This window comes from Peribacillus sp. P4_B1 (assembly GCF_056402395.1).
On record NZ_JBFUHM010000005.1, the window covers coordinates 40,351 to 53,063 of the forward strand.

Here is a 12,713-nt window from a genome sequence, read left to right on the forward strand (position 1 = left end):
ATGGACCTGCAAATATTATGAAGGGAATCATATGGGGAACCTTATTCAGTCTGCCCTTGTGGTTGTCATTTTTCGGGTGGGTCAAAATTATAATGAACTTATAAGATAAAAAGTTAAAGACTCGGAATAAAAGGATACACTCATTGGTGGTCGAGGAGTTCGACTGTCAGGGGGAGAAATACCGCGCGGGTTTAATATTAGGAAAATGGGGTTTTAGGCATCACACAAAGACAGTTGTTTTTGTGTGATGCCTGCATATCCATCAAATATCAGTTGGGTAAGCCCCACTAAAACAGGCTATACAGCGACTGCTAGTTTCTCCAAGATCTACATCTACTGCCTCTAATAACCCTTCGGTGCTTAAAAAGGCTAATGAATCTGCCCCGATAACCTGTCCCATCGCTCGTTCGTGTTCGTGTTTGTTGGCAAATAGTTCTTCCTTAGTTGGCATATCCACTCCATAAAAACAAGGGTTTCTAACCATAGGTGAACTAATTCTTACATGGACCTCCATGGCACCTGCTTGCCGAATCAATTGGACAATGCGCTTGCTTGTCGTTCCCCTAACAATCGAATCATCGACTAATACCACCTTTTTTCCTTCCAAGATTTCTTGCACAGCGCTTAATTTCAGTCGAACAGCTAAGTCGCGCAATTCTTGCGTGGGCTCAATGAATGAACGACCAGCATAAGGGTTTTTAATAATCCCCATTTCATATGGAATTCCTGATTGTTGGGAGAAACCAATGGCGGCAGGGACGCTTGATTCGGGAACTGCAACGACAACATCAGCCTCTGTCGGATGTTCTTTTGCCAGAATTTGACCTAATTCCTTTCGGATTGCTAAGACACTTCTTCCTTGAATGACGCTATCTGGACGGGCAAAATAGACAAATTCAAAGGAGCAAAGGGAAACCTTACCTTTTTCCGCAAATCTTCCAGTTTGAATTCCATTTTCATCTATAAGAAGCCATTCACCCGGTTCAACTTCCCGCCAGAACTTAGCATCAACCGCATTTAAAGCGCATGTTTCTGAGGAGGCGATGATTGATTCGCCAATTTTCCCAAGGCTAAGCGGACGTAACCCATGACGATCCAAGGCAATTAGCATTTGTTTTTCAGTCATTATAATCAAGGCAAATGAACCGTCGATACGTTTAAGCATATCAGGTGCGCTTTCTGCGAAATGCTTTTTACTTGAACGAGCTATTAAGTGGGCAATAATTTCAGTATCGGTTGTTGTTTGAAATATGCTTCCCTGCTGTTGTAACACATCCCGTTCTATCCTTGCATTTACGAGGTTGCCATTATGAGCAACAGCCAAGTCCCCCTCGCTATATTTAAAAACGAGGGGCTGTGCGTTTTGCAATAAACTTTCACCAGAAGTTGAATATCGTACATGACCAATGGCCATATTTCCGCTTAACCCATCAAGGATGTCCCGTGAAAATACTTGGGTAACTAATCCCATTCCCCTGTGACTCCTGAATGATTTCCCATCACTAGCCACAATTCCTGCACTCTCCTGACCACGGTGTTGAAGTGAATGAAGTCCGTAATAAGTTAGTTCGGCTGCTTTGGGGTGATTAAACACTCCAAATACCCCGCATTTCTCCTGCATTTCTGCATCCATTTTTCTCTTCCTCTCGTTGATATCCTTTTTGTTATTTTTGGCAAAGGGTGAATTTCTATCCTTTTTATTTACTAATAGGTAAATGGATATGGTTTAAACAAATTGCAGCCCAAAAAACAGTTCTATGAACAGGTAGGGATAATTGCTTTGCATTAAGAATGAATACCTTGGAATAAAAGACTTGTTGGTAGAATTGAATATATTAATTAAGGTACTTTGTATGATAAAATATATAGTGAATAATACCTAAATGTTTTCGGTTATATGCCGATATAACTATAAATATCAAGCAAAGGGACTTCGCGGAAGGCGATGTCAGATAGCTGCCATCAAAATAAAAGGAGATTATTTGATGACAAAAAACAAATTCATTACGTTCGAGGAAGTTTATGAAAAGAAACAGAGAAGCAAGAAAATTTTTATTGGGACTTATATCACCATTACTTTAGTATTGATTTCATTGATGACTTATTTAATGGGGCAATAATAGTGGGTATCGAAGGGGCTGAGGAATCACCCCTTTTTTGTTTTTTTTCATTTGGCTCTTACAACAAATGAACTGCATCTATTCAACTGATGATTTTAATATTCCATCAGTTATGAACTTTTTGTGATTATTTCTTTAAAAACTCAGATTTTACCGTTTTGTAGATTAATTCCGCTTGCCAATCACCACTTTATATGTGATTATCAAATAAAAAGAGCTATATTCCTTATTTTTGAAAAAAAGGATTAGGACAACAGTATGAAATGGTGGCTCAATTATATTGGAGTGGAGAACATTCGAATGGATTTTTTTGATATTTTAAAAGACACTTTTGCCAAAGGAGAGTCTGGGCAGGATGTTACTGTAAATGAACTGGTGGAGGAGATTAAGGAGAAATTAAGCGGGATCATGGAAGAACCTGATAGGATATGATCCGTAGATACTACGTCCCGGGTTTGCTCGTTTTATGGGCGATGGTCATCTTCTTTTTTTCCTCGCAAACGTATGAGGAGCAAAGCATTTCCCCTTTATTGACACAGTTCAATACGCCGTATTGGTATGATAGATTAAGCGGCATTTCATTCATGTATGGTGGCGTTGAAGTGAGTGCCCAAACAGCAGGGGTGAATGGTTTTCTGGAGTTTTTCCTTCGGAAGGGTGCCCATCTTTTTATCTTTTTTGTGTTTGGATTATTGACATATGGTGTTTGGCGCCGTTTTGTGAAGAATCCTGTTCTTTCGTTTCCAGGCGCTTTTTTATGCATCCTTTTTTATGCAAGTGCTGACGAGCTGCATCAAAAACTAACAGGTGGCCGAACTCCCTTATGGCAGGATGTCATGCTGGACACGTTTGGCGGTTTGCTGGGAATATTCTTTTTTCTTTTCTTTTATCGATGGAGAAGTCCTAGAATCTGAGAGATCCTTTCACATAAACTACTAACCATATGCTTTCTTTTGGAGTGTCCGCACAGGAAAAAGTGAATGAAAACAAGTAAAAGCAGTGGATTTCGCAAGTGAAATCGCACTGCTTTTAGTGTTTTTGAAGGATGGAAATCTTTTTATTCCATAAGTCGATGGCTATACAGATTCCAATGTTAACTCAATAAAAAGATATTTGCAAAATACGATAAAATAATAAATACGATAATGTGTTTATTACACATTTATTCTGCCATTGCAATTTTCTAAAAGAAAGGCCCATCTTGGAATGACTCCACATGAGCGAAAGTAACATGCCGAAGTTAGAGGGATTCCGACCGCATAAAGGGAATACAACAATAATTTAATAAACTAGCATGCGGTACCTCAAAAGAGAACGGCTTTGTCTAATAACATGCTTCTTTTTTATCGTTTTCCCCTATATATATAAATGAATGATAACCTGTGAGGGTGATTGATGAGTGAGGAGACAGAATAAGGTTCCACTGGGAGCATTGGCGATTATTCTCCTGGCATTTGCTGCAGGGGCTTGGATCATTTTTCTTTGGCCGAGCGGTTCAAAAAGCGTGGTGGAAGATTTTTATGAGTATGAAAGCGAAGCGGAGTTCGGGAAGTCCTGGGATTTGTTAAGTTCTGAAATGAAGCTGCGGTTTCCGAATCGGGCAGATTATGTGCAAAACCGCTCCCATGTGTTTTTACAGCATATGGATGTGGAGACCTTTCAGTATGATGTAGGCCGTGTTAAGAAAGTGAAGAACTGGAGTCTGGATAAGGATGGAAGGGTGCATAAAACGGCCTTTAAAATTCCAGTTACACAGGTCTTCAATTCTCGTTTTGGGGTGTTTACATTGGAACAGGATTGCTATGTCGTTAAAGAAAAAGGCGAATGGCGTTTGTTATGGAATTATCAGTTTGAATAGATTCCTCTCCTTTTTCAGGCACAAGTTCGTTTTAGTGAAAAGGGAGAGGCGATGCTCTCGTATAATGATCCAATGGGTCTACTTATCATGAAACATATTTCATTCTTGAGCGATCACTGATGGCTTTCAGAATAAACATTTTGTCCTGTGTGCTTAGCATAGCCCAGCTGCCTGCTTTGATTTTCAATTAAATCCACTCCTTTTGTTTAGGATTATTTATTATGGTTGATGAATGATGGTTGATGGAATTCCGGGTCCAAAGAATAATAGTGTCAAGTGATGAAAGGGGCAAGGGGAAATGTAAGTATCGGCTCATACTAGATTATACCGTTTTTTCATGCCTAATAAACAACAAAAATTCCAACAAATCTCTACAATTGGTGTTCGTTTTTTGTCAGATTATTGGACGGTGAAAATGAAAAAGCTGTCGGGATGCAGGCCCGGACAGCTTTTTCATTTTTTCTTATTTGATGGATAATTGTTCTTTTAATTCGGATTGAACCTTTTCTTTTTCCTCATCCGACACAATATAGTAGTAGATTCCGTCGATTTTCGTTCCTTTGCCATTTATGGATGATTGGGTAATGCTTTTGCTAGCGTCCCTGTAGTTCTTTTGGATGTCCATCATGTCATCAAATGTCAAATTCGTCTGGATATTATTGCCTAGTGCGTCGAAGACATCATTGTATTTCGTCAGAGAGGAAACACTCGCACCCTCCCTGATGACAGCCTCGATGATGGAACGTTGCCTGGACTGACGGCCAAAATCACCATTAGGATCATCATGCCTCATTCGTGAATAGGCTAAGGCTTCTTTCCCATTAAGAGTATGCGAACCTTTCGCAAAATGAATGCCATCGGAGGTGAAGTCCAAATCGTTTTGAACAGTCACTCCGCCGACTGCGTCAACGATATCCTTAAATCCTTCCATATTGATCTTCATATAATAGTCGATCGGGATATCGAGGAAGTTCTCAACAGTATCCATGGACATCTTTGCGCCGCCGAAGGCAAACGCATGGTTGATTTTATCCTGTGTACCATGACCGACGATCTCGGTCCGTGTATCACGCGGAATGCTTAGCATTTTGACTGACTTCTTTTGTGGATTGACCGTCAAGACGATCATTGTATCTGAACGGCCTTTGTCGCCATCACGTTCATCGACACCGAGCATGAGCATCGAGAAGGGCTCCTGATCCGATAGTGCCAGGTCTTTTGTACGTTTATCCGTGTTACGGTCTATGGGTGTATGCATTGAGTCAACGGTTTTAGTTAGAGCATTCCATAAGGAGTAGGCAAACGCTCCCCCAGCTAATATGAAAAGTAGGACAATTATACCGACTACCTTCAGCCATGTCCGTTTCTTTTTCGTCTTTTTTTCATGTCTCATATCTTACTTCCTTCCTCTTATAGTAACCACTTCATCTATTATATTTAAATTCACTATAAAAGAATAGTATATTTTGTTATTTTATAATGCTTTTGACATATATTGGTGTAACTGTGTACTATGTAACTAGAACAATAATGAAGGGGTTGGGAAGTTGAATTCGTTTAAAGGTTTAATGATAAAGGAGTGGCTGATCGGGAAATCCACACTTCTCTGGCTATTGGTTGCACAGGTTGGTTTAGTATTTATTGCTTTATTGGCATCAAGGTATTTGGAAGTTGCAGGTCTTTTTTATATGTGCACATGGATAATCATGTTTTTACAACCATTTATTATGTTCTCTTTGATTTTTGGATGTTTGAATTATGAGGGGAAGACGCAGTTGTGGATTCATAATCCCCAGTCTGCGGCGATGCTGCTTGGAAGTAAATTATTGTCAAGTGTGCTTTTTCAGGTGGTTTCAATTTTATTTGCCTGCTGTTTAGTATTTGTGGCTTTTAGGGTTCCGACCGGTTATTTTCAGCCAGACTTTCAGGTGGAAAGTTTTTCGGGATTAGTAGGCTTGTTACAGATAGGCGGGGTTATGGCGGCGGCCAGTATTGTCATTGCCGTGCTAATGATGTTTTTATGGGTAGTGTATCATGCACTCGCAAGGATTCAGCTTATTAAAAATATTCGTTGGCTGATTGTGTCCTTTCTGTTTATAGGAATGGTTTTGGTGAAAAATTGGGTTGGAAATACCGAGATATATAAGAAACTGGATGATCTATGGGCTGTACCTGCTTTTAACGGTTCGTCGTTTAGCTTGTCTCAAGCCAAGTTGGAGTTTTATCTAGAAGGTAGAGGGAATATTTCGCTTTTGACAAGCGGGTTGGATGTTATCGCATTAGTGATATTGTTCCTCGCTTCATGTTGGCTCTTGGACCGAAAGATTGAGGTGTAAAGGATGTCAGAGGATTTTCATGCTTCAAAGCCGATTTATTTACAGGTTGCCGATCGAATTTGTTATTCAATTGTACGGGGTGAGGTAAAGAGTGGGGATAAGCTGCCATCGGTCCGCGAAATGGCAGTCGAGATGGGTGTCAATCCGAATACGATCCAGCGTACTTATACCGAGATTGAGAGGGATGGAATTGTGGAGACGAGAAGGGGGCAGGGTACATTCGTTAAAAATGATCCGATGCTGATTGCATCATTGCGTACCCGGATTCAAACGGAAGTTATCGAGACATTCGTTGAAAATATGAAAGAAATCGGCTTGTCGAGAGAAGAAATGCTGACAGCGGTACAGCAATTTCTGAAGAAGCAGGGGGATGCAAAATGACGGTTGAGCTGCATGATGTAACGAAAAAGTATGGAAGCATTACTGCCCTTGATGGTGTTTCACTCACGTTTGAAGTGGGGAAGATATATGGGGTGTTGGGGGCCAATGGCAGCGGTAAGTCAACATTGCTCAAACTGATTGCCGGACTCGCGAAACCGGATCATGGAGAGGTGACGGTCGATAGGGTGCCGGTAAGCAGGAGGACGGCTTCTGTTGTTTCTTATCTGTCAGAGCTTGATTTTTTCTATACCAATTTTACCGCAGGTCAGTATATTGATTTTCATGCATCGCAATTTGCTGATTTTAACCTGGATAAGGCAATTGAAATGCTGGCATTCATGAAATTGGATGTCCGGAAGAAGGTCCGTACGATGTCGAAAGGTAATCGGGGACGGCTTAAATTAGTGCTGGCCCTGTCTCGGGAGGCACCGGTCGTGCTATTGGATGAACCATTCTCAGGTTTGGACGTTATGGTTAGGGAGTCGATAGTACGGAGCTTGCTGTCTTATATCGATTTTGAAAGGCAAATGGTTATCATGGCCACTCATGAAATCGAGGAAATCGAGAAAATCCTTGATGAGGTGATCGTGATCAAGGATGGTAATGCCATTGGAAAGGAAGAAGCTGAGGATCTCCGCGAAAACGGTGGGAAATCGGTAATCGGGTGGCTAAAGGAAAAACATAGGTAAATGTCATGCTCCAAATTTCCATTTGGAGTATTCTTTTTTTTTCCTGACATACGAGCAGACTTTCAGGTTATGAGGGAGTGCAAGTCTGTTTTGCAAATGGGAGGTATATAAAGATCTATTGGCTGCTTCCAAGGATCCTTTTCAATTCTGCTGATCGAGATGAATTTGCCGTTATCCAGTGTGGAAGCGTTTGGTTAAGCAGTAGAGGGGAAATGACGGAATTATTAAGTAACTTGGAAGAAAGGCCATTTCGTTCAATAAGGTAAATGATGAAGTAACTCCGGGGAAAATTCCGGAGTTTTTTTATTAAAAAGGAAGGCCCTTTTTTAATAGTTTAATAGAATGGAAAGAGTTTTTTTCATAACATTTTTCTAGGCGTACGATGATTTACTACAAAATGGGTGATTAGCAGAGTCCGTATTAGAAAGAAGGCGCATATATATGCAGTACGGATATCACTAAAGTATAAATAACTATTGGAGGCTAAAGGAAAAATGGAAGAGACTGTTGGTTTACCGTACCTTGAAGCTTTAACAGGGAAATTTGTCAGGGCGTTTAAAGGCGGGCCTGATTCTAGAGAAGGCAAGCTTTTAACAGTGCAGAGCGATTATATCGTGATTCAAACAGAACAAAATCAACTCGTATATTTCGCCATCGAGCATTTGAAAATTGTTGTGAGGAATGCGAAAAAATCTCAACTTGATTTATGTTCGATCAACGAAGAAGAAACAGTATTTCCAGCAAATTTTTTAGGTATGCTGGAATCACTTCAAACTAGCTGCATTCAAGTGAATGGCGGCGGTCCGGCATCAAAAGTTGGCCGGGTTGTAGATGTAAAAGAGGAATTTTTAATTTTATCCAGTGAGAATGACGGGCTTGTTCTATACCCGATTTCCCATATTAAAAGTGTAACAGTGCTGGAGCTGGCGGACAATGAGTTATTGCCTCAATTTGGTGACGGTACAGAAACAATTAACGGCTTACTATCACGGTTAGTCCACAATTGGGTATCCGTCAGTGCTGGAGGACCTAATAAAGTTGAGGGCATCCTGATGGAAGTTACTGACAGCCACCTTATCGTTGTTCATCATGAAGAATTATTTTATGTGACAACGGATCATATCCAATTCGTAGTTATAACTGTACAGGTAAATGAAAATCGCGAAGCAGAAGCAGAAGGTGCAAACTCTGCAAATGGAGGCACTTCAGCTGGAGGTTCGTCAAAAGGAAGCAGTTCAAGCGGTTCATCATACAAAGGCAAAGGTTCGTCAGATGAAAGCAGCAGTTCATCAGACGAAAGTAGCAGTTCGTCAGACGAAAGTAGCAGTTCATCAGACGAAAGCAGCAGTTCATCAGACGAAAGCAGCAGTTCATCAGACGAAAGCAGCAGTTCTTCTGTTGAAAGCAGCAGTTCTTCTGTTGAAAGCAGCAGTTCATCAGACGAAAGCAGCAGTTCATCAGACGAAAGTAGCAGTTCATCAGACGAAAGCAGCAGTTCTTCAGACAAAAGAAAAGGTTCATCATACGAAAGCAGCAGTTCTTCTGTTGAAAGCAGCAGTTCATTAGATGAAAGTTCTTCTGTTGAAAGCAGCAGTTCATTAGATGAAAGTTCTTCTGTTGAAAGCAGCAGTTCATTCATTGAAAGCTCTTCAAGCAGTTCATCATACGAAAGCTCTTCAAGCAGTTCATCAAATGGAGGTTTAGGGGGACTTCGGGGTCCTCGAGTAAATACGTTCAAGCAAATATGGATTGAGAACTTAATCAAAGCAACAACCCAAAACCCACGGTAAAAGAAATACCAAACAGGTACAGCAACCAATATGGAGTTGTTGTGCCTTCTTATGGAAAGTGGACATGCCGCTTTTGCCCATGATGGGAGATGTTTCATTCTATAAACTTTTTTAATGACGATTTTATCAGTTCAAATGCTATTTGGAACTGATAAAAAAATGGCCAAGCAACCATTATGACTGGTAACCTGGTTTCAAGTTGGAACAAAGCATACTGTTTGGTTTGATTGATTTCAATAGAAAGGAGGAAGCAACGCTTGTTATCAAAACATATAGGACAGTATATGGAACTTGAGCTCGCAGGGAATATACATGAAGCGGGGATTTTAATTGAAGAAAGCTCGGACATCATCGTCTTGTATACTGGAAAAGTGTACCGTTACATTCCATTCAGGCACATTAAGAATATTTCCTTTCCAATGATCGAAGAGGAGTTTGGGTCGGGAGGAGAGCTGGAGATCGAAGAGACATCATTCCGAAAATTGTTGATGAATGCGAAGGGGAGGTTCGTTGAAATCCTGCTCACGAAAAAACACTCGGTTCATGGCTATATCGTGGGAATCATGAATAACTATTTCGTCTTTTATTCGCCCGTATTTAAAACGATGTTCATCTCAATGGATCATTTGAAGTGGCTTTCGGTTACAAATGATGAAAAAGGCCCTTACGGTTTGAATAAATCAGAGCAACTGGCACAGATCTCATCTTTAAGCTGGGCCAGGACATTGGAGGAACAGATGAAAAAGCTGACCAATAAACTGGTGGTGCTCGACTTAGGGATGCATCCGAAGAATATTGGTAAGCTCAGTACGGTGAAAGATGGCATCATTGAGATGGTGAATGCTCATGGGGAGGCGATCTTTGTCAATATGAGACATGTCAAAAGCTTTCATTTCCCACAATAAAAAAACTCCGGGTCTAAAGCGATCCGGAGTTATTTCTTTTTCTCGATATTTTCATAGACCGATGCCAGGGCTTGTTCAAATTTCCCGCTCTTTTTCGGTTTGTAATATTTTTTGCTGCGCAGTTTATCCGGTAAGTATTGCTGCTTCACCCAGCCATTCTCGTAGTCATGCGGATAAAGGTAACCGATGCCGCGTCCGAGATCTGTGGCTCCTTTGTAATGGGCATCCTTAAGATGGTCCGGTACATCTCCGCTATGGCCGCTGCGAATGTCGGAAAGCGCTGCATCAATTGCGACAATGGCCGTGTTCGATTTGGGTGATAGGCATAACTCGACCACTGAGTTGGCAAGTGGAATCCGGGCTTCAGGAAAACCGAGCCGTTCAGCGGCTTCGACTGCAGCGAGGGCCCTGGGACCAGCCTGAGGATTGGCAAGACCTATATCTTCGTAGGCAATGACCACCATGCGGCGGGCAATGCTGACAAGATCACCGGCTTCGACCAAGCGCCCCAAATAATGAAGGGCTGCATTCACATCACTTCCGCGAATTGATTTTTGGAAAGCCGACAGAACATCATAATGGGCATCTCCATCCTTATCATGTGAGAAGCTTTTTTTCTGCATGCATTCTTCGGCAATTTGCAGATCTATATGAATCGTTCCGGACTCATCGGGTTCTGTGGAAATGACGGCGAGCTCAAGAGCGTTAAGGGCACTGCGGACATCTCCGTTTGAAGAAGTCGCGAAATGGGTAAGGGCATCAAGGCTGACATCCGTTTCATACGCACCAAGCCCCCGCTCTTCATCATGAAGTGCCCGTTCCAGAGCTGTAGTTATATCATTGGTTTCCAAGGATTTGAGCTCGAAAATCTGGCAACGGCTTCGGATAGCCGGATTGATTGCATGATAGGGATTGCTGGTCGTTGCACCGATCAAGGTAATCATCCCGTTTTCAAGGTATGGCAATAGAAAATCCTGTTTTGCCTTATCGAGTCGATGTACCTCATCAAGCAGCAGAATCACTTTACCGGACATATTAGCCTCGGCTGCCACGATTTCCATATCCTTTTTATTATTGGTCACCGCATTCAGCGTCCGGAAAGCAAACTTCGTGCTTCCGGCAATCGCACTTGCAATCGATGTCTTGCCAATTCCCGGCGGACCATACAGAATCATGGAAGAAAGCTGCTTGGCCTTCACCATCCTTGCGATAATTTTCCCTTCACCGACCAGATGCTCCTGCCCGATGATCTCATCAATCGATCGAGGCCGCATCCGGAAAGCAAGCGGTTTAATATTCATTGCGCACCTCTCCTTTTAATATAAAGGTATCACAACTTATGGGGAAAATGCGCTGATTATGCTGTGAATGCAGTTGAATTAGTATTTAATGCGCCCTTAAGGCAGCTAATTCGTCCTATCCTCAATAATCGAACGTAAAAAGTAAACTCTTCCTTTGGTGTTGCCGGAATGATGTAATTTTAATGTGGTTAATAACTTTTTTGCACTTGATGGAGATTTGAGTTGGAGGAATTGCCGGAATTCGCTGTTGGTAATGGTTGGTTTAACGAGGAATACATAATCCTGAAGAGCAGAGATGTGGGCATCATGGGAAGAATGCAAACATGTACGGCAAATCCACTTTCTTAATCGTCTCTCCATAGAAAAAGCATAACATTTATGGCGGTATACTCCGGTTTAAAGGGTGGTGAGGGGTATTCCGTAACTTTCCAAAATATTTGGGATATAAGGCGTATGTTCGTCGAGCAATATAGTAGATATTCTTCTTTTCATATTTTTCCTTGAATTCTGAAATTTTTATAAGAATACTATCTTTACGTATCACTTTTCCATGAATATCTCTGTTCTCAGCTCGTATTATCGTTGATGAATTGGCGCTGACGACTAATATTTCTACTGGGAGATTGATGATTTTTTAAAATTTCAACCATTCAACTAGCTGTTGGCGCGGCCGGTTCACTTGCAGAATTGGATCATCAAAAGCTTCTGTTTTTCCATCTGGATTTGTGCGGATAAGTTGATTGAATGTGTTGTCGAAATAGATTTCACCAGCCATGTTTTTCACTTCAATAATTAATAAAGGCTCTTTTCGTAAAGATTGTTGTTTTTAAAACGAAACTATTTAAGGTTGATTGGAGCAGAAGTGCGAGACTCCTGCGGGAGCAGCGGGGCAGGTGAGACCCCACAGGCGTTTACGCCGAGGAGGCTCACCGCCCGCACCAAGGAAAGCGAGCATCTGGAGGGGAAATCAACCACAACTCACTACCTGGTAAATAGCAACAAAGTATGTGAAAACAGCCTTAATAAAAAATAAGAAGTGACAATGAGGATGTCGATTTGGAAGGGGAAGGGTGATCCAATTAGACGGAGGTCATGAAAAAATAGATACTCTTTTTCAGGAAGGGTATTTAGAGATGATAAGACTCTATATTCCCCGCTATATCCAGCTTTGATTTTTTTGATGTCTTTAGTTTAATATCGGTTGCTTAGCATGATCAGGTTGTAAGCGTCTCATTAGAACTTCTATCATATGTACTTTTAAAGGTATCTCACATTCTTTTATCATAACCACTCCTTAATAATAGAAATATTCTCTATTAATGATAGGTTTCCT

Annotated in this window: 16 protein-coding genes; 11 read left to right on the plus strand and 5 right to left on the minus strand. The window is 41.3% G+C overall.

Annotated elements, in window-relative coordinates; all coding sequences use genetic code 11:
- Positions 1–262 precede the first annotated feature (262 nt).
- Complete coding sequence (gene purF, locus AC1DVK_RS04060) at positions 263–1,633, minus strand: amidophosphoribosyltransferase (RefSeq protein ID WP_477625907.1); 1,371 nt, start codon at positions 1,631–1,633, stop codon at positions 263–265.
- 352 nt (positions 1,634–1,985) lie between these two features.
- On the opposite strand from purF, the gene AC1DVK_RS04065 reads away from it, so the two are divergent.
- The 4 genes from AC1DVK_RS04065 to AC1DVK_RS04080 all read left to right on the plus strand — a co-directional run bounded on the left by AC1DVK_RS04065 (position 1,986) and on the right by AC1DVK_RS04080 (position 3,978).
- Positions 1,986–2,120, plus strand: a complete 135-nt coding sequence (locus tag AC1DVK_RS04065; RefSeq protein WP_260398956.1) for a hypothetical protein — start codon at positions 1,986–1,988, stop codon at positions 2,118–2,120.
- Between the two features lie 300 nt (positions 2,121–2,420).
- Positions 2,421–2,552 (plus strand): YwzD family small protein, encoded by a 132-nt coding sequence (locus AC1DVK_RS04070; protein ID WP_477625908.1) that lies wholly within the window; start codon positions 2,421–2,423, stop codon positions 2,550–2,552.
- Positions 2,549–3,034: a VanZ family protein gene (locus AC1DVK_RS04075; protein WP_061464175.1), complete on the plus strand. Its 486-nt coding sequence runs from the start codon at positions 2,549–2,551 to the stop codon at positions 3,032–3,034. Before AC1DVK_RS04070 ends, AC1DVK_RS04075 begins: the two co-directional genes overlap by 4 nt.
- Positions 3,035–3,519: 485 nt before the next feature.
- The gene (locus AC1DVK_RS04080) at positions 3,520–3,978 is read left to right on the plus strand and encodes a hypothetical protein (RefSeq protein ID WP_477625909.1); all 459 of its coding nucleotides are present in this window, start codon (positions 3,520–3,522) and stop codon (positions 3,976–3,978) included.
- 463 nt (positions 3,979–4,441) lie between these two features.
- Here the strand turns inward: AC1DVK_RS04080 and tagU are convergent, their stop codons facing one another.
- Positions 4,442–5,371, minus strand: coding sequence for a polyisoprenyl-teichoic acid--peptidoglycan teichoic acid transferase TagU (gene tagU / locus AC1DVK_RS04085; protein ID WP_410861941.1), 930 nt, complete (start codon positions 5,369–5,371; stop codon positions 4,442–4,444).
- 154 nt (positions 5,372–5,525) lie between these two features.
- Here tagU and AC1DVK_RS04090 point away from each other — a divergent pair, with 154 nt between their 5' ends.
- The 5 genes from AC1DVK_RS04090 to AC1DVK_RS04110 all read left to right on the plus strand — a co-directional run bounded on the left by AC1DVK_RS04090 (position 5,526) and on the right by AC1DVK_RS04110 (position 10,079).
- Entirely contained in the window at positions 5,526–6,314 is a 789-nt protein-coding gene (locus tag AC1DVK_RS04090) for a hypothetical protein (RefSeq protein ID WP_477625910.1), read from the plus strand.
- 3 nt (positions 6,315–6,317) lie between these two features.
- Complete coding sequence (locus AC1DVK_RS04095; protein ID WP_089361589.1) at positions 6,318–6,695, plus strand: GntR family transcriptional regulator; 378 nt, start codon at positions 6,318–6,320, stop codon at positions 6,693–6,695.
- Entirely contained in the window at positions 6,692–7,384 is a 693-nt protein-coding gene (locus AC1DVK_RS04100; protein ID WP_477625911.1) for an ABC transporter ATP-binding protein, read from the plus strand. The genes AC1DVK_RS04095 and AC1DVK_RS04100 overlap by 4 nt, the downstream gene beginning before the upstream one ends.
- A gap of 494 nt (positions 7,385–7,878) precedes the next feature.
- The gene (locus AC1DVK_RS04105) at positions 7,879–9,174 is read left to right on the plus strand and encodes a hypothetical protein (protein WP_477625912.1); all 1,296 of its coding nucleotides are present in this window, start codon (positions 7,879–7,881) and stop codon (positions 9,172–9,174) included.
- Positions 9,175–9,431: 257 nt separating this feature from the next.
- Positions 9,432–10,079, plus strand: a complete 648-nt coding sequence (locus AC1DVK_RS04110) for a DUF2642 domain-containing protein (protein ID WP_477625913.1) — start codon at positions 9,432–9,434, stop codon at positions 10,077–10,079.
- Positions 10,080–10,108: 29 nt separating this feature from the next.
- Here AC1DVK_RS04110 and AC1DVK_RS04115 read toward each other — a convergent pair whose 3' ends face one another.
- On the minus strand, positions 10,109–11,380 hold the full coding sequence (locus AC1DVK_RS04115) for a replication-associated recombination protein A (RefSeq protein WP_477625914.1): 1,272 nt from the start codon (positions 11,378–11,380) through the stop codon (positions 10,109–10,111).
- Positions 11,381–11,602: 222 nt separating this feature from the next.
- On the opposite strand from AC1DVK_RS04115, the gene AC1DVK_RS04120 reads away from it, so the two are divergent.
- On the plus strand, positions 11,603–11,728 hold the full coding sequence (locus AC1DVK_RS04120; RefSeq protein ID WP_477625915.1) for a hypothetical protein: 126 nt from the start codon (positions 11,603–11,605) through the stop codon (positions 11,726–11,728).
- Between the two features lie 286 nt (positions 11,729–12,014).
- On the opposite strand, the gene AC1DVK_RS04125 is transcribed toward AC1DVK_RS04120, so the two are convergent.
- Positions 12,015–12,173, minus strand: a complete 159-nt coding sequence (locus tag AC1DVK_RS04125; RefSeq protein WP_477625951.1) for a nuclease-related domain-containing protein — start codon at positions 12,171–12,173, stop codon at positions 12,015–12,017.
- A gap of 27 nt (positions 12,174–12,200) precedes the next feature.
- Here AC1DVK_RS04125 and AC1DVK_RS04130 point away from each other — a divergent pair, with 27 nt between their 5' ends.
- Positions 12,201–12,413, plus strand: coding sequence for a hypothetical protein (locus AC1DVK_RS04130; RefSeq protein ID WP_477625916.1), 213 nt, complete (start codon positions 12,201–12,203; stop codon positions 12,411–12,413).
- Here the strand turns inward: AC1DVK_RS04130 and AC1DVK_RS04135 are convergent.
- Positions 12,362–12,562, minus strand: a complete 201-nt coding sequence (locus AC1DVK_RS04135; RefSeq protein ID WP_477625952.1) for a nuclease-related domain-containing protein — start codon at positions 12,560–12,562, stop codon at positions 12,362–12,364. The two genes, AC1DVK_RS04130 and AC1DVK_RS04135, sit on opposite strands and share 52 nt — an antisense overlap.
- Between the last annotated feature and the right edge of the window lie 151 nt (positions 12,563–12,713).